General features: G+C 71.2%; 18 protein-coding genes. 9 read left to right on the forward strand and 9 right to left on the reverse strand.

From position 1 onward, the window contains the following. The first annotated feature begins 119 nt into the window (after positions 1-119). From CLV40_RS05130 to CLV40_RS05140, 3 genes are all read left to right on the forward strand, one after another. Entirely contained in the window at positions 120-1,697 is a 1,578-nt protein-coding gene (locus tag CLV40_RS05130; protein WP_104477429.1) for a S8 family peptidase, read from the forward strand. A 68-nt stretch (positions 1,698-1,765) separates the two neighbouring features. Then, entirely contained in the window at positions 1,766-3,355 is a 1,590-nt protein-coding gene (locus CLV40_RS05135; protein ID WP_104477431.1) for a S8 family serine peptidase, read from the forward strand. 70 nt (positions 3,356-3,425) lie between these two features. Further along, a complete protein-coding gene (locus CLV40_RS05140; protein ID WP_181043337.1) occupies positions 3,426-3,878 on the forward strand; it encodes a DUF4265 domain-containing protein in 453 nt (150 codons plus the stop codon). Between the two features lie 3 nt (positions 3,879-3,881). Here the strand turns inward: CLV40_RS05140 and CLV40_RS05145 are convergent, their stop codons facing one another. Next, positions 3,882-4,790: a hypothetical protein gene (locus CLV40_RS05145; protein WP_104477435.1), complete on the reverse strand. Its 909-nt coding sequence runs from the start codon at positions 4,788-4,790 to the stop codon at positions 3,882-3,884. An 86-nt stretch (positions 4,791-4,876) separates the two neighbouring features. Further along, a complete protein-coding gene (locus CLV40_RS05150; protein ID WP_245931085.1) occupies positions 4,877-6,715 on the reverse strand; it encodes a trypsin-like serine protease in 1,839 nt (612 codons plus the stop codon). A 148-nt stretch (positions 6,716-6,863) separates the two neighbouring features. Here CLV40_RS05150 and CLV40_RS05155 point away from each other — a divergent pair, with 148 nt between their 5' ends. Beyond that, positions 6,864-7,265, forward strand: coding sequence for a very short patch repair endonuclease (locus tag CLV40_RS05155; RefSeq protein ID WP_104477437.1), 402 nt, complete (start codon positions 6,864-6,866; stop codon positions 7,263-7,265). Positions 7,266-7,284: 19 nt separating this feature from the next. On the opposite strand, the gene CLV40_RS05160 is transcribed toward CLV40_RS05155, so the two are convergent. Together CLV40_RS05160 and CLV40_RS05165 are read right to left on the reverse strand one after the other, a co-directional pair. Continuing rightward, positions 7,285-7,653 (reverse strand): hypothetical protein, encoded by a 369-nt coding sequence (locus tag CLV40_RS05160; protein ID WP_104477439.1) that lies wholly within the window; start codon positions 7,651-7,653, stop codon positions 7,285-7,287. 9 nt (positions 7,654-7,662) lie between these two features. Continuing rightward, complete coding sequence (locus tag CLV40_RS05165) at positions 7,663-9,297, reverse strand: FAD-binding oxidoreductase (protein ID WP_245931087.1); 1,635 nt, start codon at positions 9,295-9,297, stop codon at positions 7,663-7,665. Positions 9,298-9,313: 16 nt separating this feature from the next. On the opposite strand from CLV40_RS05165, the gene CLV40_RS05170 reads away from it, so the two are divergent. Both CLV40_RS05170 and CLV40_RS05175 read left to right on the forward strand, forming a co-directional pair. Further along, the gene (locus CLV40_RS05170) at positions 9,314-9,919 is read left to right on the forward strand and encodes a TetR/AcrR family transcriptional regulator (protein WP_104477441.1); all 606 of its coding nucleotides are present in this window, start codon (positions 9,314-9,316) and stop codon (positions 9,917-9,919) included. Beyond that, entirely contained in the window at positions 9,916-11,475 is a 1,560-nt protein-coding gene (locus CLV40_RS05175) for a glycerol-3-phosphate dehydrogenase/oxidase (RefSeq protein ID WP_104477443.1), read from the forward strand. Before CLV40_RS05170 ends, CLV40_RS05175 begins: the two co-directional genes overlap by 4 nt. A gap of 3 nt (positions 11,476-11,478) precedes the next feature. Here the strand turns inward: CLV40_RS05175 and CLV40_RS05180 are convergent, their stop codons facing one another. From CLV40_RS05180 to CLV40_RS05195, 4 genes are all read right to left on the reverse strand, one after another. After that, entirely contained in the window at positions 11,479-12,567 is a 1,089-nt protein-coding gene (locus CLV40_RS05180; protein WP_104477445.1) for a DNA cytosine methyltransferase, read from the reverse strand. A 643-nt stretch (positions 12,568-13,210) separates the two neighbouring features. Further along, the gene (locus CLV40_RS05185) at positions 13,211-14,737 is read right to left on the reverse strand and encodes a hypothetical protein (RefSeq protein ID WP_104477447.1); all 1,527 of its coding nucleotides are present in this window, start codon (positions 14,735-14,737) and stop codon (positions 13,211-13,213) included. Next, the gene (locus tag CLV40_RS05190) at positions 14,734-15,036 is read right to left on the reverse strand and encodes a type VII secretion target (protein WP_104477449.1); all 303 of its coding nucleotides are present in this window, start codon (positions 15,034-15,036) and stop codon (positions 14,734-14,736) included. The genes CLV40_RS05185 and CLV40_RS05190 overlap by 4 nt, the downstream gene beginning before the upstream one ends. 20 nt (positions 15,037-15,056) lie before the next feature. Further along, positions 15,057-15,497 (reverse strand): YbaB/EbfC family nucleoid-associated protein, encoded by a 441-nt coding sequence (locus CLV40_RS05195; protein ID WP_104477451.1) that lies wholly within the window; start codon positions 15,495-15,497, stop codon positions 15,057-15,059. A gap of 166 nt (positions 15,498-15,663) precedes the next feature. Between CLV40_RS05195 and CLV40_RS05200 the strand changes: the two genes are divergently transcribed. The 3 genes from CLV40_RS05200 to CLV40_RS05210 all read left to right on the forward strand — a co-directional run bounded on the left by CLV40_RS05200 (position 15,664) and on the right by CLV40_RS05210 (position 18,248). After that, positions 15,664-16,575: an ABC transporter ATP-binding protein gene (locus CLV40_RS05200; RefSeq protein WP_245931088.1), complete on the forward strand. Its 912-nt coding sequence runs from the start codon at positions 15,664-15,666 to the stop codon at positions 16,573-16,575. A gap of 22 nt (positions 16,576-16,597) precedes the next feature. After that, entirely contained in the window at positions 16,598-17,785 is a 1,188-nt protein-coding gene (locus tag CLV40_RS05205) for an ABC transporter permease (protein WP_104477453.1), read from the forward strand. A gap of 97 nt (positions 17,786-17,882) precedes the next feature. Continuing rightward, positions 17,883-18,248, forward strand: coding sequence for a hypothetical protein (locus CLV40_RS05210; protein WP_104477455.1), 366 nt, complete (start codon positions 17,883-17,885; stop codon positions 18,246-18,248). On the opposite strand, the gene CLV40_RS05215 is transcribed toward CLV40_RS05210, so the two are convergent. Further along, entirely contained in the window at positions 18,241-19,578 is a 1,338-nt protein-coding gene (locus CLV40_RS05215; RefSeq protein ID WP_245931091.1) for a cryptochrome/photolyase family protein, read from the reverse strand. The genes CLV40_RS05210 and CLV40_RS05215 overlap by 8 nt on opposite strands. Positions 19,579-19,621: the final 43 nt, after the last annotated feature.

The raw sequence follows: 19,621 nt of genomic DNA on the forward strand, positions 1-19,621 counted from the left end.
CGGGCGCGCGCTCCGCCCGATGGTGATCCGCAAGTGGCTGTCAGTGATCAACCCTGCCCGGCAGCCACACCCCCGGGGGATGCCCAGTCACCCGGAGGAGCGGAAATGGAGAATCCCAGATGCGACTTGATCGCAAGACCCGCGGGATCGCCGTCGGGGTGACCGCCGTGGCCGCCATCGCGGCCGTGGCGGGCACGGCGGTGGCCCAGCAGGACCAGGCGACCGGGACCGTGCTGAGCGCCGCGCAGCCCGTCGCGGGCAGCTACATCGTGGTGTTCAAGGACGACCGCAGCTCCGCGCCGGTCACCAACGGCAAGGCGCTCGACCTGGCCCGCAAGCACGGCGGGCAGGTGCGCAACACCTACACCTCGTCACTGCGCGGGTTCGCCGTGCGGCTCGACGAGGCGGGCGCCAGGGCGATGGCGGCCGACCCGGCGGTCGCCTACGTGCAGCAGGACGGCTACGCGTACGCCTCCGACACCCAGAGCAACCCCACCTGGGGCCTGGACCGGATCGACCAGACGAGCCTGCCGCTGGACTCGAAGTACACCTACGCCAACACCGCGTCCAACGTGACCGCGTACATCGTGGACACCGGCATCTACAAGCAGCACACCGAGTTCGAGGGCCGGGCCAAGGACGGCTACGACTTCATCGACAACGACGGCGACGCCTCCGACTGCCAGGGCCACGGCACGCACGTCGCGGGCACGGTCGGCTCCAAGACCTACGGCGTGGCCAAGAAGGTCGACCTGGTCGCGGTGCGCGTGCTCAACTGCCAGGGCACCGGCCAGTACTCGCAGATCATCGCGGGTATCGACTGGGTCGCCAAGAACGCGGCCAAGCCCGCCGTGGCGAACCTCAGCCTCGGTGGCGGCGCGGACACGTCGGTCGACAACGCGGTGCAGAAGGCCATCGCGGCCGGTGTGACGTTCGTGCTGGCGGCGGGCAACAACGCGGGTGATGCCTGCCAGACCAGCCCGGCCCGCACGCCCGAGGCGATCACCGTCGCGGCCAGCGACAGCGGCGACCGGCGTTCCGTGTGGACGGCGGGCAGCCAGGAGTCCAACTACGGCAGTTGCGTGGACATCTTCGGCCCCGGCTCGAACATCACGTCCACGAAGAACGGCGGTGGCACCACGGCGATGAACGGCACGTCGATGGCCACCCCGCACGTCACGGGCGGCGCCGCGCTGTACCTGTCGGCGAACCCGTCGGCCACGCCGCGGCAGGTGCGCGACGCGCTGGTGAACAACGCCACCTCGGGGAAGGTCACCGACCTCAAGGGTTCGCCGAACAAGCTGCTCAACGTCAGCTTCATCGGCGGTGGCGACCCGGAGCCGGGTGACTGCAACCCGGCGAGCAACGGCGACGACGTGTCCATTCCGGACGCGGGTGCGGCGGTGTCCTCTTCGGTCTCCGTGAGCGGCTGCACCGGCAAGGCGTCCAACGCCACCAAGGTGAAGGTGGACATCAACCACACCTACACCGGCGACCTGGCGATCGACCTCGTCGGCCCGTCCGGCGCGGTCTACCCCCTGAAGAAGGCCCGTGGCGCGTCGACCTCGGCGGGCGTGCACGAGACCTTCACCGTCGACGCCTCGGCGGAGAACCGCAACGGCACCTGGAAGCTCCAGGTGACCGACGTGTGGAGCTACGACACCGGCACCATCGACGCCTGGACGCTGGCCGTCTAGGGATCACTCCTCCCGGCCCGGGCACGCGCGTGTCCGGGCCGGTCCACTTCCGGAAGGAATCTCCCCTCATGCAACCGAAATCTCGCCTGCGCGGGCGGGCACTGGCGGTGGTGGGCGTGGCGTCCCTGGCCACCGCCGTCATCGCGACCACGGGCTCGGCCCAGGCCGCGGAAGCCGACTTCGTGCACGCCAGGCAACCCGTGCCCGGCGGCAGCTTCGTCGTGTCCCTCAAGCCCACCGCGGCCGCGTCGGCCGCGAGCATCCAGGCGGCGTCGAGTTCGCTCGTGCGGCGCTACGGCGGCGACCTGGACTTCGTGTTCACCAAGTCGATGCAGGGCTTCCAGGTCACCGGCCTGTCCGAGGCCAAGGCCCGGCAGCTCGCCGCGGACCCGTCGGTCAAGAAGGTCTACCAGGACGGCACGGCCCACACCGCGGACACGCAGGACAACGCGACGTGGGGCATCGACCGCGTCGACCAGCAGAACCTGCCGCTGGACCGCAAGTACACCTATCCCAGCGGTGGCGCGTCGAACGTGACGGTCTACATCACCGACACGGGCGTGAAGACGTCCCTGGCGGAGTTCGAGGGCCGCGCGTCGGTCGGCGCGGACTTCATCGAGGACGGCCAGAACGGCATCGACTGCTCCGGTCACGGCACGCACGTGGCGGGCACGGTCGGGTCGAAGACGTACGGCGTCGCCAAGAAGGTCAAGCTGGTCTCGGTCCGCATGCTCGGCACCAGCTGCGGCATGAACGGCCCGGACTCCGCCGGTGTCAAGGCGATCGAGTGGGTCACGGCCAACGCGGTGAAGCCCGCGGTGGTCAACGCGAGCTGGACGTTCGACACGGCCGAGATCGGCAACGACGCCCTGGCAGGCATGCTCGGCGCGGGCATCCAGATGGCGGTGGCCTCGGGCAACAGCTCGACCGACGCCTGCTCGACCGGCCCGGCCAAGTACTCGGCGCTGATCACGGTGAACGCGACCAGCCAGAACGACGCGCGGGCGTCGTTCTCGAACTACGGCACGTGCACGGACATCTTCGCCCCGGGCGACAACATCACTTCGCTGTCGCTGAACGGCGGCACCGCGGGCATGTCGGGCACCTCGATGGCCACCCCGCACGTCACGGGCGTGGCGGCGCTGTACCTGTCGGCGAACCCGTCCACCAGCCCGCAGGCGCTGCGGGACGCGCTGGTGAACAACGCGACCTCCGGCAAGGTCACCAACCCGGGCTCCGGCTCCCCGAACAAGCTGCTGTACAGCGGTTTCATCACGGGCGGCCCCGGACCGGAGCCGGGTGGTTGCGACCCCGCGACCAACGGTGACGACGTGTCCATTCCGGACGGTGGCGCGGCGGTCTCATCCTCGGTGGCGGTCGGCTCGGCGTGCACGGGTAAGGCGTCTACCTCAACCAAGGTCAAGGTGGACATCAACCACACGTACACCGGCGACCTGTCGGTGGCGTTGGTCGGGCCGTCCGGGAAGTCGTACAGCCTGAAGAAGGCCAACACCGGCACCAGCTCGGCCGCGGGCCTGCACGAGACCTACACGGTCGACGCGTCGGCGGAGAACCGAGCCGGGACCTGGAAGCTCCAGGTGACGGACGTGTTCACCTACGACACGGGCACCATCGACAGCTGGACGCTGACTGTTTGAGGGTAGGCAGGAAGGCCCGGGGCGCGCGCACACCGCCCCGGGCCTTCCGCCGTTGCGGCATGATGAACGGGTGACGAACCCCGAACCACTCATCAAGATCTGGTTCCGCATCGCACCGCCCGAGGGGCTGGAGTGGGCGGAGTCGGAGGGCCTGTGGGCGGCGCCGGTGGACGAGGACACGGTCCAGATCAAGAACGTGCCGTTCCACGTGCCGGGGGTCGCCTACGACGACGTCGTGCGGATCGGGGCGGACCAGGACGGGGTGGTGTGGGCCATCGCGCCGGTGTCCAGCTCGGGGCGCAACACCATCACCGTCCACCCGGCTGACGGCGACACGACGGCCGTGTGGGCGGAGTTCAAGCCGTGGGGGATCGGCGGTGAGGCAGGCGAGGGCACGCTGGCCCTCGACATCCCGTCGGACGAGCACCTGCCCGAGGTGAAGGCCGTGCTGACCCGGGGCACGCGCGAAGGGCGCTGGACGTACCAGGAACTCTGCGTCACCGAACGCTGGCTGGCCGCCTGAGCGCTAGGCCGGCCAGGTCCACCGGACGCCGACGATCGGGGACTCGGTGTCGGTGATGACGGCGTGGATGCCGCCGAAGGTGCCCACCTCCAGGTTGGCCAGCCGGACCTCCGGCTCGTCCGCCGCGTCCTGGGTGAAGGCGTAGCTCGACGTGGGCAGCAGCGCGGGGTGGAAGTTGACCTCCACCAGGTAGTCCCGCACGCCCCGGCGGCACGCCCGCGAGTACCGGTCCGCCCGCGCGTCGCCGAACCACCGCACCTCGTACTCGAACACCGCCGTCTGCCCGGCCGACAGCCGCCGGTCGAACAGCACCTCCGCCGCCGTGAACCGGCTCGACGGCACCGACCGCACCCGGCCCAGCGCGCAGCCCACCGGGGCCAGCAGCACCGGCAGCGCGTGGTCCCCCGGGTCCGCGCGGTGCAGCACCACCATCGACCCCAGCGAGTCCACTTCGGACCGCACCAGGACCCGGACCACCGTCCGCACGTCCCGGCCCCCGACGTCGACGAAGTGCCGGTCGTGCACGCTCAGGTACGTCAGCTCCCCCGCCCCCGGCTCCCCCAGCTCGGCCAGCACCGACGGCAGCCCCGAGGTGTCGTCCCACAGCGTCTCGTGCGGGCGGACGACGCCGCCCCGCGACACCCAGCGGCCCCGCGGCTTGCGGGGTCCCAGCAGTCCGGTCAGGCAGCCGCGCGGGAGGGCGAGGACCTCCTCGATCACCTCGACCGCGCGCAGCGACTCCGGGCGCTCGGGGCGGGTCCGGCCCCGGCGCCAGTAGCTCAGCGTGGACAGGCTCACCCGCACGCCGTGCGCGGCGAGCTTCCGTTGTAGCTGGTCGAGGCTCATACCGCGGTCCTCGATGGCGCCGGTCAGGGCGGTCGGGAAGGTGTCCAGCGGGATCGGGTGGTGCACTGCTCCTCCAAACGCAAACGCCCGGCGGCAGGCTCCCGAGAGGAGCCCGCCGCCGGTTGGTGGGGCCGGTCAAAGCCCTACCGGGTTCAGAAACCGCCGAGGCGGGTGACGGTCAGGGTGAAGGTGGTCTTGCCCGTCTTGCCGTCCGCCGAGGTGGCCGTGATGGTGATCGGGTAGGTGCCCGCGGGGGTGCCGAAGCCGGTGAAGAACCAGACGTTGCTGGCACCGCCTTGGGCGATGGTGGCCGGGTTGAACGTCACCTGGGTGCCCGCGGGCGCGCCGGTGGCGGTCAGGCGGAGGGTGCCCGTGCCGCCACTGGCACGCACAGTGGTCTGGACCAGGCTACCCGCAAAACCGCTGCCTGACGCGGGTGTGACTGTCACGGTCACGTCACCGGTCGGCGGCTCCTGGGTACCTTCGACGGTCAGCGAGACGGTGGTCGTCGCGGTCTTGCCGCCGGTGTCGGTGCCGGTCACGGTGATGGTGGACGTGCCTGCCGCCGCCGTGGCGGAGACGTCGAGGGTGAGCTTGGCCGAGGAGCCCGCGGCGATGGTGGTCGGCTGGAAGACCGCCTTCACCCCGGTCGGCAGGCCCGCGGCGGACAGGGTCAGGTTCTGACCGCGGCCACCGCCGGTGCTGTTGATGGTGGTGGAGACGTACTTGCCCTTGGCGGCCTTCACGCTGCTGGGCGAGGCCGCGAGGGTGAGGTCGCCGGGCTCGGGGTTGCCGCCGCCGGTGACCGTGAGGGAGAACTTGCCGGTGGCGGTCTGGCCGCCGGACGTGGTCGCGGTCACGGTCACCTCGTAGGTGCCGTTGGCCGCGTCGGCCGCCGCGTCGAAGGTGAGCTTCGCGGACGAGCCGGTGGCCACCGAGGTGGGCTGGAACACAGCCTTCACCCCGCTGGGCAGGCCGGACGCCGAGAGGGTCGCGTTCTCGCCGCTGCCGGTGGTGGCGACGGTCGTGGACAGGTACTTGCCCGCCGCGACGCTGCCGCTACCCGGGTCGACGCGGACGCCGAGGTCGCCGGTGGGCGGCTCGGTGACGGTGCCGACCTCCTGCTTGACCCAGTCGCCCATCTCGTTGTCGAGGCGACCGTAGATCGAGTACCACTTGAAGTCCGACCGGCTCCACGACGCGACGCCGTAGACCTTGCCGCCGACCACGAGCGGGCCGCCGCTGTCGCCGGGCAGGATCGTGACCCGCCCGTCGTTGTAGCCCGCGCAGATCATGTACGCGGACTTGAACCCGGCGCCGACGCCCTGGCACAGCGAGTCGCCGTTGACGATCGGCAGGGTGGCCTTGTCGAGGGTGGCGTCGAAGGAGTTGTCGTCGAAGTCCTTCTTGCCGTACCCGAAGCCCTGGCCGCTCTTGCCGGGGGCCGCGCCGCCCGCGTCCGCCGAGGTGGCGAACTGCGGGTAGGCCGCGCCGCCCTTGAGCGGGATGTCGCGGTCCACGGTCACCACGGCCACGTCGTAGCCCTGGTCGAAGTTGACGTACTTCGGGTGCTTCTTGTAGCTGACGACCCCGACGGCCAGGCCGGACCCGCTGCCGCCCTGGTAGTCCTTGAGGTCGTCGAGGCCGTAGACGAACTTCTTCTCACCGGCCGCGTCCGCGCAGTGCGCCGCGATCAGGATCTTGCGCGGCGCCACGACGGTGCCGGTGCAGGTCTGTCCCTCGGGCCGGGGCCCACCGGCGCGGATACCCGCGACGATGCCCGGGAACTCGCTCACGGTGGCGTCCTCACCGTTGGCGAACATCGGCGAGGCGTCCCCGGAGCGGGCGGGGACGGTGGAGCCCTCGTAGTTCGCTGGGGCGTTGGCCGGTGGTGCCGCCTCGGCCGCCGACGCGATGGTGGCACCGAGTGGGACCAGCACCGTGGCCGCGGCCAGGGCCAGCAGGCCCCAGGACCGTGGTGTTCTCTTCACGATGGTTCCTTTCCGGATCTACCGAACGCTCGCCGCACGGGCAGGGTGGCGGCGGTTCGCTGATCGCCACTTTCGGGTGACGCCCGGTGGGGAACAATCAGGGTCGGCATCCGTAGGGGTACGGAACTTAATCCGGTAGTGGAGCGGCGTGGAGACGACCGAAGCGACCAGCAAGCGGATGAGCAGGCAGCGGGCCCGCGACACCGGCACCGAGATCGCCCTGCGCCGAGCCCTGCACGCCCTGGGCCTGCGCTACCGCGTGCACCGGCGCCCGGTCACCGGGGTCCGCCGGGAGGCCGACGTGGTCTTCACCCGCGCCAAGGTCGCCGTCTTCGTCGACGGCTGCTTCTGGCACGGCTGCCCCGACCACGCCACCTGGCCCAAGCGCAACGCCGACTTCTGGCGAACCAAGATCGAAACCAACCGGCGCCGCGACCAGGACACCGACACCCGCCTCGACGACGCGGGGTGGCTGGCGGTGCGGGTCTGGGAACACGAGGACCCAGCAGCCGCCGCTTTGCGCGTCCACGAGGCAGTCCGGTCCCGCTGACCGGCTCGCTCCAGGTCGCTTACTCGTCCAGGTAGCCGTACCTGGCATCCGCGGGCGAGATGAAGACCTGGCCGGCACGGACCTGCCACTCACTCGTCCCGTTCACCTCGTGCCGGGCGTGGAACAGCCCCCGGACGAGGTCGTTGTCCTCGTCCGACGCCGGGATGCGCGCGATTTCCCCGAGTTGGCCGAGGAACCAGTCCACAGTCGACTCCCGGATGTCGCCGCCGTAGAAGACGTAGCGGGTCCAGTTGAACGGTTTGCGGGGAAAGCCCCAGCCGCCCGAGTAGAAGTCGCCGTCGTCGTGCGACGAGATCACCTCCTGGATGGCGACGAGTTGCTTGTCGTCGCACTCAAGCCATCCCCTGATCGACACGTACGTTCCCACCGGTGGAGCCTAGGTGAGCTTCCCAGGGTTGAGCACGCCATTTGGGTCGAGGTTCGCGCGAACCGCGCGCAGTACGCCGACGCCCAATTCGCCGATCTCCGCCGCCAGGTACGGCGCGTGGTCTACACCAATTGCGTGGTGGTGGGTGATGGTGCCGAGTCCGGCGATAGCGGCGCAGGCGGCTTCCTTCGCCTGCTGCCACTGGCCGATCGGATCGTCCGCGGCCCGCGGCACCAGCGTCGTGAAATACAGCGAAGCGCCCGTTTCGTAGGAATGCGAGATGTGGCAGGCGACCACCGGTCGGCGCTCCGCCGTCGTCAGGGAGTCCCGCAACGCGCTGGTCACCGTGTCCCGCAGTTCGCCGAGTCGGGACCAGTACGCCGCGGTTTCCAAGGTCTCCACGCACATCCCGGCGTCCAGCAACGCGTCTCGCTGGCGTGGTCCGGCGAACCGGCCGTGGCGCCAGGTCTCGCCAGCCGCCGTGCCGAGTCGGACCGTTCCGCCCAGGTGCCGCAGGCTCTCCCGTCGACGCGCGCGCAAATCCCGGCGGGATCCGGCCTCCCATCCCACGATCAACAACGCGGGCTCGGCGATCCCCCGCACCCGCAGGTACGCCCGCAGCGCCGCCATCTTCCAACCGCCGGACAGCGCCAGCGCGACCTCGGTCTCCTGCGGGTCCGACAGCCGCGTGACCGCGCCGAGGGTGCCGCTCTGCGCCAGTGCGCGCACGATCTCGGCGCCCTGCGCGAACCCGTCCACGATGAACCCCTCGTACCTGGTCCACGCGGGTATCGGCCGTACGCGCACGGTGACCTCGGTGATCACCCCGAACGCGCCCTCGCTGCCCAGCACCAGTTGCCGCAGGTCCGGCCCGGCGGCCGACGCCGGGGCGACGCCGACCCGCCAGTCGCCGCGCGGTGTCGCGACCCGCAGCGACTCGACCATGTCCTCGAACCGGCCGTAGCCCGCCGAGGCCTGGCCGGACGACCGGGTCGCCGCGAAGCCGCCGAGGGTCGCGCGTTCGTAGGACTGGGGGAAGTGGCCGAGGGTGAAACCGCGCGCCGCCAGCAGCCGTTCGGCCTCGGGGGCGACCACGCCCGCCTCGAACGTCGCCAGGCGGGAAACCGGGTCCACCGACAGCAGGCGGTGCAACCGGTTCAGGTCCAGCGCGATGACCGCGCCCCGGTCGCCGCGCAGGGCCGCGACCCCGCCGACCACCGAGGTGCCGCCGCCGAACGGGACGATCCCGACGTTGTGTTCGGCACACAAAGCCACCACGCGCTCGACCTCGACCGCGTCGGCGGGGAGCACGACCGCGTCGGGTACCGGCAGCTCACCGGCCCCACGACGACGCATGAGGTCCACATAGGACAGCCCACCTGCACGTGCAAGCCGGTCTACGCGCTCGACCAGCACGTGTTCGGCCCCGACAATGGCGTTCAGGACAGCCCGCACCTCAGCGGGCAGCTCCGACTCGGCCACCCGCATGGCGGAGTCGGGCGCGACGGGCGTGCGCGTCGGCGTCAGCCCGGTTCTCGCGCTCAGCCAGCGGCTCGCGTGCGCGGGCAGGTGCGCGGCGGCGGCCCCGGCCGGGGTCCAGCCGCCGCGGACCCGGTGGTCGAGGTGGTCCGCAGGCACGTTCACGAATAGAGTGTGACATATGACGTTCAAACGTCACACCGCTTCGCCCGGTCGGGTGGACGACGACGTCCTCCTCGACGCGGCCCGCGAGTGCGTCCTCACCCACGGGGTGCGGCGCACGACGCTGACCGACGTCGCCCGCACCGCCCAGGTGAGCCGGATGACGCTGTACCGCAGGTTCCCCGACGTGCGCAGCCTGCTCGCGGCCCTGATGACCAGGGAGTTCGGCCACAAGCTGACCACCGCGGGCGCCGCGGCGGCCGGTCCGCACGCGCGGGCCAGGCTGGTCGGCGGCGCGGTGGCGGGAGTGCGCGCCATCGCCGACGATCCGCTCATGCGCACGGTCCTGGAACGCGACGGCGAGCTGGTGCTGCCCTACGTGGTGGAGCGGCTGGGCAGCACCCAGCACATCGCGGAGAAGTTCCTGCACGCCCAGCTCGTCGCGGGCCACGCCGACGGCTCGGTGCGGGTGGCCGACCCGGCGGCCCAGGCCAGGGCGCTGCTGCTGGTCGCGCAGTCCTTCGTGCTCTCGCACCGGCCCGCCACCGCGGACGTCGACACCGAGGCCCTGTTCGGCGAACTCACCCACCTGCTCGACGCGAGCCTGCGACCGGAGCCCAGATGACCCGACCTCGACCAGCGCTCAACGCCGAGCGCCGCGCCACCGACCTCGACGCGCTGACCAGCGGTGACGTCGTCGACCTGCTCGTGGTCGGCGGTGGTGTCACCGGCACCGGGGTGGCGCTCGACGCCGCCGCCCGCGGCCTGCGCGTGGCCCTGGTGGAGGCGCGCGACCTGGCGTTCGGCACCTCTCGCTGGTCGAGCAAGCTGGTCCACGGCGGACTGCGGTACCTGGCCAGGGGCGACGTCGCCCTCGCGCACGAGAGCGCGGTGGAGCGCGGGGTGCTGATGGCCACCACGGCGCCGCACCTGGTCCGCACGCTGCCGCAGCTGGTCCCCCTGCACCCGCCGGTGTCCACCCGGGACGCCTCGCTCACCTACACGGGTCTGCTGGCAGGCGACACCCTCCGCCGCGCCGCGCGCACCCCCGCGTCCCTGCTGCCCCGGCCGCGCCGGGTGTCCACGCCGGAAGCGCTCGCCCTCGCCCCAGGCTTGCGCCGCACCGGTTTGCGCGGCGGCCTGCTTTCCTTCGACGGTCAACTCGTTGACGACGCACGGCTCGTCGTCGCGCTCGCCCGCACGGCGGCCTCGCTCGGTGCGCGGATCGTCACCCAGGCCCGCGTGACGGGGCTGACCGGTACGGGTGCCGAGGTCGTGGACGGGATGACCGGGACGCGGTCGGAGATCCGGGCGCGCGCGGTCGTCAACGCGACCGGGGTGTGGGCGGGCACGCTGGTGCCGTCGGTTCGGCTGCGGCCGTCGTTGGGGTCGCACCTGGTGCTGGACGCGCGGTCGGTCGACTGCGGCGCGACCGCGTTGACCATCCCGATCCCCGGCAGCTTCGGCCGGTTCGCGCTGCTGCTGCCGCAGGACGACGGCCGCGCCTACCTCGGGTTGACCGACGAACCGCTGGACGGTCCCGTGCCGGACGTACCCGTGGCCCCGGAGTCCGATGTGGACTTCCTGCTCGACGTCGGCTCCTCGGTGCTGGAAACCCGGCTGACCAGGGCGGACGTGCTGGGTACCTTCGCCGGTCTGCGTCCGCTGGTGGACGCGCCCGGGGTGAACTCGCGCAGCGCGGACCTGTCCCGCCACCACGCGGTGTCGACCTCGCCGGACGGTGTGATCACCCTGGTCGGCGGGAAACTCACCACGTACCGCCGCATGGCCGCGGACGCGGTGGACGCCGCCGTCGACACGGCGGGGCTCAACTGCGGCCCGTCGCGGACCGGCAAACTTCCCTTGGTAGGCGCGGCATCGCGTTCCGCACTGTCAACTGTGGACGCTCCACGACGTTTGGTGGCCCGCTACGGGACGGAAGCCCCTACCGTGCACGCGCTGGGCCTGCTGGACCCGGAACTCGCCGAGCCGGTCGCGCCGGGCAGCCCGGTGACGGCGGCGGAGGTCGTGTGGGCCGTCCGCCAGGAGGGTGCGTTGACGGCGGAGGACGTGCTGCACCGGCGGACCCGGATCGGCCTGGTCGACGCCGACGCCGCGGCGGCACTGCCCGCGGTGGAGCGGCTCGTGGTCAAGGCTTTGAACGGACTGCTCGCGGAATAGCCGCTACACGCAGAGCCGACAGGCACTTTCGGCTTTCGTGCCCCCGAGATGCGCCGCGACGTGCCTGCCGATCGCCTCCGCGAGCACCGGCGGCACGGCGTTGCCGATCTGCCTGGCGATCTCGATTTTCGAGCCGCACCAGGTGAAATCGTCGGGGAAGGTTTGCAGCCGGGCGGCTTCCAGGTGGGTGATGGGCCGGTCAACGCGATGCCCCGAAGGCCCCGGTTCCCATTGCGGGTGCAGGTACTGCCCTTTCTCGGGCTTGTAGAACTCGGTCCGAATGGTGAGCGACGGCTCGTCCCAGCGCATTCGCCCCATGACGTCGGTGGTACCGGTCTTCTTCTCGCGCCAGCAGCGCGGGAGGAGGTGGTCCGGCAGGTCGAATCGCCCGCCGCCGGGTGGCACGACCTGGTAGCGGGCCAGCGAGAGCGCGGTGGGGTTGCGGCCGAGGTGCAGGTCCGCGCTGGTGAACCGACCGGGCACGGTCTGCCCGAAGTACTCCACAGTGGACTTCGGGAGCGCTGTGGCAGCGGGCTTCTCGGGAAGTCCATGCAGGACGGTCCGAACGCCATGCCAACTCGGGTGCGTCGGGGTCGGCAGCGGGATAGCGCCTTCGCGAGACCCGATGACAAACGCCCGCTTGCGCCGCTGCGGCACCCCGAAATCGGCGGCGAGCAGCAGCCCTGAAGTGAGGTGGTAGCCCGACAGCAGGCCCCCGGGCCGCACCTCGGCCTGGAGCAGGCCGAACTCGGATGACGACAGGAACCGGTCCACGTTCTCGATCACGAAGGCCGCGGGCCGCACCTCCCGCACGATCCGCAGGTACTGCTTCCACAACTGGTTGCGCGGGTCATCGACGTCGCGGCTCCCCAGGTTGGAGAACCCCTGGCAGGGCGGGCCGCCGATGACGACGTCGGCCTCGGGCACGTCGGTGACGGTGGTGATGTCGGCCCAGCGAACGTGACCGGCCCCGAAGTTCGCCGCGTACGTCGCCGCCGCGTGCAGGTCCCACTCGACGGCCAGCACCGGCCGGAACCCGGCGGCGGTGAACCCCGAGGTCATCCCGCCGCAACCGGCGAACAGATCGATCATCCGCAAACCCACCGGGTCAGGCTATCCGCAGGCCACGCAGGTCAGGACCCCAGCACCGCCCACCCAGCACACCAAGAGCACTATCCCTCAGGATCCGCACACTCACTTCCACAAAGGCAAACCCACCCCAGGGCCCACACAGTTCAGAACTCAACCATGGCCAACCCTCGCCAAGAGCGGCATTGGCTACCTGCTCGTCCCTCCCCACCCGATGCACTGGAACACGTCCTCCGAGCTGAGCGTCCCGGGCTGCGAATCTCCATTCGACCAGATTGACGACTTCACCTCAAAGGCGACCTTCGCTTCGCTCATGCTGGCAGTCGCAGCCTTCCTCGCCCACGCCTATTGGCACATTTCAACAATCTCAAGATTGCATCTCACCATCTTGTTGATCAGCGCAACAGTCTCCGCAACGGGCGTGCTGGTATCAGTCAAATACTACCGGTCAGGCAAGACGGCATTCTAGGACGCGTCCCTGGCGGGAAGGCTCCACCACGACTGAAGACCCACTCGCCAGAGGCCCAGTACCGCCCGCTTGGTGCTGCCAGGTCGCGGAGGTGACAACTTCGCTGCAAGGGGTGTTGTCTCCCCTCAACGACAAGGCCCCCGCCGGAATCGGCGGGGGCCTTGTCGCGAGCCGGAGTTACTGCTGCTGGATGGTGATCGGACCTGCGGGCCCGGTTCCCGAGATCGCGCGCAGTGTTTCCAGGAGGCTTCCCCACTGGGTGAGGAAGTAGCGAACGCCCGCGAGCATGTTGTCCACCGGTTCCCAGATGTTGTCGTAGCCCGGCACCTTGTGCTGGTCGAACACCGGGTCGGTGATCTGCACCATCCCCTTGGACGGCAGCCCCCCACCCCCGTTCGGGTCCGGCAGCGTCACCGCGTGCGGGTTGCCGCCGGAGGTGCGGTCGACGATCTGGGCGATCTGCTCGGCGTTGATCTTCGAGGGATCCACACCGTGGTTGATCAGGGTTTCCACGACCGCGCCGATCCAGCGGGCCCGGTCCACACGGGACGCCGGGGCGCCCTGGGTGGGGGGTGGACCGCTGCTGCCCCACGGCGGGGTGCCGCCGGGGCCGGTGCCGGGGATGCCCACCTGCCCGACCTGGCCGGGGACGCTCTGCCCCGGGTACGACGGCACGTACTGGCCCGTGCCGCCCGTCGGCGGCTGGTACCCCGTGTACGTCGGCAGCGCGCCCTGGTTGTACGTGGGTTGGCCGCCCACGGTCCCCGGGGGCTGGTACGGGGTGTAGTTGTAGCTCGGCGGCGCCGTCGACGTGTACGTCGGGCCCGAGGTCGGGTTCGGGTTGGTGTAGCGCGTGTTCGCCGCCGTGTCGACGCCGGAGGTGTTCACCGCGGGTGCCTGGCGGGTGTTGGCCGCGCGACCGCCGCTCGCCTTGCCGCCGATGGTCTCCAGCAGCTGCTTGACCGCCTGGGCCAGCTTGACGATCTTCTGGACCGTCTGCAGGATCTTCTGCAGCGAGGACACGAACTTCTGGACCTTGCTCAGGACCTTCTGCGCGGTCTGCACCGCCTGCGCCACCGACTTGGCGATGCCCTCGGCGATGCTGGCCCCGAAGCTCAGCCAGGACTTGGCCAGCGCCTCGATGATGATCATGATGACCTTCTGGACGCACTTGTTGATGAAGTCCAGAACGGTCTTGCGCACCTCGGCGAGCAGCTTGCCCGCCCCGCTGATCGCCTCGCCGACGCCCTTGCTGACCTCGGCCAGCGCGTCGAGGCCCTCGGCCTGGGTGGCGGCGGCGCGGCGGTACGAATCGCCCGCGGCGCCCTGCCAGTTGCAGGTCTCGGTCTTCACGGCTTGGCGGTACTTGTCCGCGGCCTGCACCAGCTGGTCACCGGCCTTGACCCAGCCCTGGGCGCTGCTGATGATCGAGTTCGCGTCGCCGAGCAGCTTGTCGAACGGCTCGCGCAGGAACTTGATGTGCTGGATGATCCAGCCGAACCCGGCACCGGCGGCCGCGCCCAGCGGGTCGCCCGCGATGTTGATGACGTCCATGGCCACGTTGGTGACCTGCAGGCCCGCGTCGAGCCAGTCGCCCCGCTCGATCGCCGCCTTGGCGCCGCGGACGTCGTTGTTCAGGCTGGTGACGGCCTGCTGGCCGGTCACCTGGGTCGTGCCTGCCGTGGTGGTCGTCGGCGCGCTCACGCGGACCTCCCGGCGAAGGTGTTGGCGTTGCCGAGGTCGATCTGCTCGTACTCGCGGGCCACGTCCTCGATGCCCTTGCGGACGTCGTCGAACGCGGTGGCCACCTTCTGGATGCCCTGCAGCACGTCACCGCAGGCGGCCAGGATCGCGGTCGCGAAGAACTGCCCGATCATGCCGAACGCGGCGTCGGAGACCGACTGCGTCGCCCCCGTCGCCGACTGCACCTGCGTGGAGCAGGTCGCGACGGTGCGGGCGTGGACCCGCATCTCCGCCACGTTGACGTTGAAACCAGTACCCATCAGATCCGCCTCTGGGGTGTCTAGTGGACGACTTCGGGGGGGTTGTCGAAGTACTCGTCGTCGGAAGGCCGGTCGCGGGGTTTGGCCGGGGGCGCGTCGGTGTCGTCCTCGGCGTCGCCCGCGTAGCCCTGCGGCAGGTGCGCCTTGACCACGTCCAGCGCGGGCGAGTCGCCGACCAGCTCCTCCATGGTCGCCACCACCTTGGCGCTGGCGTCGCGCTGGGCCTCCCTGGTCACCGCCAGGATGGCCCTGGCCAGCTGCTCGGGCTCGTAGTCGCGGACGCCGGAGCGCAGCACCAAGCCGGTGGTGGCGCCACCCGCGCTCACGTGCACGCTGATCTCGCCGTCGGTCGACGTGGCCGATCCCCCCACCTCCCGCAGCGCCTTGTCCGCCTTCTGCGCACTCGCCGCGGCCTTCTTCAGCGTCTCGTCGTACTGCGCGAGCCACTGCTCAGGGTTCATCTGGCGCCCCTCCAACTGCGAACCAACCCGGATCATCCGTCGAGCTTTGACGGAGCATCGCGCGTTCGGTTCCGCGCCGGGCCGCAATCGCGCAACTCGTTTGCGGTCGCACCGGGCGAGCTGACCAGCCGGTAGGCCGGACCGGGGAGCGGGGATACTGGGGGGTGTGGAAACGACCCGCCCCGCACTGGAGGTCGACGGGATCGCCAAGCGCTACGGCGACGTCGTGGCCTGCGACGGGGTCGGCTTCACCGTCGGTCCCGGCGAGCTGTTCGGCTTCGTCGGCGGCAACGGCGCGGGCAAGACGACCACCATGCGGGTCGTGCTCGGCGTGGTCGAGCCGGACGCGGGCGCGGTGCGCTGGGCCGGTGCGCCGGTCGACCGCGCGGCCCGGCGCCGGTTCGGGTACCTGCCCGAGGAGCGCGGCCTCTACCCGCGGATGAGGGTGCTCGACCACCTCGTCTACCTCGCCGAGCTGCACGGGTTCACCACCAACGACGCGCACCGCGACGCCGAGCGGTGGATCACCCGGTTGGGGTTGCGCGGGTACCGGGAAACCGAGGTGCAGCGGCTTAGCCTGGGCAACCAGCAGCGGGTGCAGCTGGCCGCCGCGCTGGTGCACGACCCGGTGCTGCTGGTGCTCGACGAGCCGTTCTCCGGGCTGGACCCGCAGGCCGTCGACGTCCTGTCGGAGGTGCTGCGGGAGCGGGCGGCGGCGGGCGTGCCGGTGCTGTTCTCCAGCCACCAGCTCGACCTCGTCGAGCGGTTGTGCGACCGGGTGGGGATCATCCGGGCCGGGCGGCTGGCGGCCTGCGGGACGGTGGCCGAGCTGCGCGCCGGGTCGGGCAGCACGCTGGTGGTCGACGCGCCCGCGGCCCGGCCGGGCTGGGCGGACGGGCTGCCCGGGGTGACCGTGCTGGGTGTGCGCGGCGGGCGCACGCGCCTGCGGCTGGCCGACGGCGCGGACGACCAGCCGGTGCTGGCCGCGGCGCTGGCGACCGGGCCGGTGCGCGGGTTCACCCACCAGGACCCGACGCTGGCCGAGCTGTACCGGGACGTGGTGGGGACGACCTCGTGAACACCGTGAAGGGGGTGGGCGGGTGAGCCCGGTGCGGGCCGTGTGGCTGGTGGCCCGGCGGGAGCTGCGGACCCGGCTGCGCACCCGGTCGTTCCTCATCGGCACGGCGGTGTCGATCGCCGTGCTCATCGGGTTCGTGCTGATGCAGAGCACCCTGTTCGGCGGCGAACGGGTCACCCGGGTGGGCCTGTCCGGCCAGGCGACCGGCATCGCCAGGGCGCTGGCGGAGGAGGCGGCGTCCCGGGGGCTCGACGTCGAGGTGAGCACGGTCCGCGACCCGGCGTCCGGCGAGTCGTCGATCGTCGACGGCGACTTGGACGCGCTGGTGACGGGCGCGCCCGCGTCCCTGCACGTGGTGGTCGACGAGTCGCTCGACGAGAACCTGCGGCGGGCGCTGAACACGCTGGTGCAGCGGGAGGTGCTGCGCGCCCAACTGGCCTCCGTCGAGGACCTGGACCCGGACGAGGTCCTGTCCACGGTGGCCGACGCGACGGTCGACGTGCGCGCCCTGCGCGCCCCTGACCCCACCCACGACCAGCGGCTGGCGATGGCGCTGGTGATCGTCGCGCTGCTGTACCTGTCGCTGCTGCTGTACGGGACGATGGTGGCCCAGGGCGTCGTGGAGGAGAAGTCGAGCCGGGTCGTGGAGATCCTGCTGGCGACCGTGCGGCCGTGGGAGCTGCTGGCGGGCAAGGTCCTCGGCCTGGGTCTGGTCGGTTTGGCGCAGCTGGTGGTGGTCGGCGGCGCCGGGACGGTGCTGGCCGTCGTGACGGGCGTCCTGACCATCCCGTCGGCGGCGGTGGGCACGCTGCTGTGGGGTCTGCTCTGGTACCTGCTCGGCTACCTGTTCTACGCCACCGTCTTCGCCGCGGCGGGCTCCCTGGTGTCGCGCCAGGAGGAGACCCAGTCGGTCCTGCTGCCGATCACCTCGGTGCTCGTCCTGGCCTTCGTGCTGAGCTTCGGCCTCCTCACCCGAGCCCCCAACACCACGGCGACGGCGGTGCTGTCGGTGCTGCCGCCGTTCGCGCCGATCCTGATGCCGGGCCGCATCGCCCTGTCGGTGAGCACGACGTGGCAGGTGGTGGTGGCCATCCTGCTGATGCTGGGGTCGACGGCGGTGCTGACGTGGCTCAGCGGCCGCATCTACACGGGCGCCGTCCTGCGCACCGGCCCGCGGCTGAACTTCCGCCAGGCCCTGCGCCGCCCCTGACCGCGCGGCAACCGGGAATCACCGTACCGACCACCGCACCTGGCGCGCGGGAGGCTCGGCGAGTTGGATGGCGTGATCACCGGCTGAGGGAGGGCGCGTGATCGAGGGAGGGCAGGTTTTCCGGCGGGCCTGGGTCGAGGGGGTGCACCGGCACTTCCCGGGCGGACCGAAGGCCGAGCACACCGTGCCGTGGCACGAGCTGCCCGCCTGGGAGCGGGCCGCGGCGAACGCGGTGTACGAGCAGGTGCGGGCGTTCGTGGAGCTCGGGGACACCTCGAGGCTGAGCAGGGTCCAAAAGGGACGGTTTGTGGCGCTCTGCTGGGTCGCCCAGGTCTACAAGCACATCGAGGCGCCCAAGGCGTCGTACGTCGCCGACTGGGACGAGTTGCCGCAGTGGCAGCGCGAGACCGATGCCGATGTGTTCGAGCACATCGAGGGCCTGATCCGGCCTCTGCTCACTTGATCTGCCCGTACCGCTCCAGCGACACCTGCCGTTCGTGGGCGTGGTCGACGATCGGGTCCGGGTAGCCGGGCACACCCGACGGCTGGTGGATCTTCTTGCCCACACACCCCCGCAGCTCCGGCACGTACTTGCGGACGTAGTCGCCGTGCGGGTCGAACTTCTCCCCCTGGGTGGTGGGGTTGAAGACGCGGAAGTACGGGGCCGCGTCCGTGCCCGAGCCCGCCACCCACTGCCAGTTGAGCTGGTTCGACGCCAGGTCGCCGTCGACCAGGTGGCGCATGAAGTGCCGGGCACCCCACCACCACGGGACGTGCAGGTCCTTCACCAGGAAGCTGGCCACGATCATGCGGACGCGGTTGTGCATCCAACCTTCCGCCAGCAGTTGGCGCATCCCCGCGTCGACGATCGGGTAGCCGGTCTCGCCGCGGCACCAGGCGTCGAAGTTGTCCTCGGCGTCGGTGTCGGTGTCGGTGCGCATGGCGTCGAACTTGGGGTTGTAGTTCTTGCGGGCGGCGGTCGGGTTGTGCCACAGGACGTCCGCGTGGAACTCGCGCCAGGCGAGTTCGTTGCGGTAGGTGCCGGGGCCCAGGTCGGCGAGCAGGGTCCGGGGGTGCACGCAGCCCCAGCGCAGGTAGGCCGACATCCGGCTGCTGCCGTCGACGCCGGGGCGGTCGCGGTCGTGGTCGTAGTCACCCAGCCGCTCGTCGCGGAACTCGGCCCAGGTCTCCAACGCGGCCCGCTCCCCCGCCTCGGGTAGCTCCGCCCGCACCGACGGGTCGTCCGGGATGCGCACCCGCCGCGGGCCGCCGTCCTTGTCCGCGGGATCGATCCAGTCCAGTGTGGACGCGTCGGTGTCTGCGGGTTTGCGCCAGCCGTGGTCGGCCCAGGCGCGGCTGAACGGGGTGAACACCTTGAACGGCTTGCCATCGGACTTCACCACCCGCCCCGGCGCGACCGCGTACGGCGACCCGGTGCGGACGAACTCGACGTCCAGCGCCTCGGCCACGCGGTCGTCGCGCGCGCTGCCGTACGGACCGAAGTCCGCCGACACGTGAACCGATCCAGCACCCACCGCGCGCACCACGCGCGGCAGCACGTCGACCGGGTCCCCGCGCACCACGAGCAGCCGTCCGCCCAGTTGCTCGTCGAGGTCCCGCAGGCACCGGTACAGGAAGGCCGACCGCGCCGGACCGGACGGCCGCAGCAGCTCCTCGTCCAGCACGAACAGCCCCAGCCCGCGCGGTGTGCGCTCGGCCGCCGCCAACAGGACCGGGTGGTCGCCGGTCCGCAGGTCACGCCGGAACCACACCACCGCAGGAGTCTCCGCCACGGCGGGCAAGGTTACCGATCACCGGCCCACCCCGCAGTGCCAC

It is taken from the genome of Actinokineospora auranticolor, from assembly GCF_002934265.1.
In the GTDB taxonomy this organism is placed as follows: Bacteria; Actinomycetota; Actinomycetes; order Mycobacteriales; family Pseudonocardiaceae; genus Actinokineospora; species Actinokineospora auranticolor.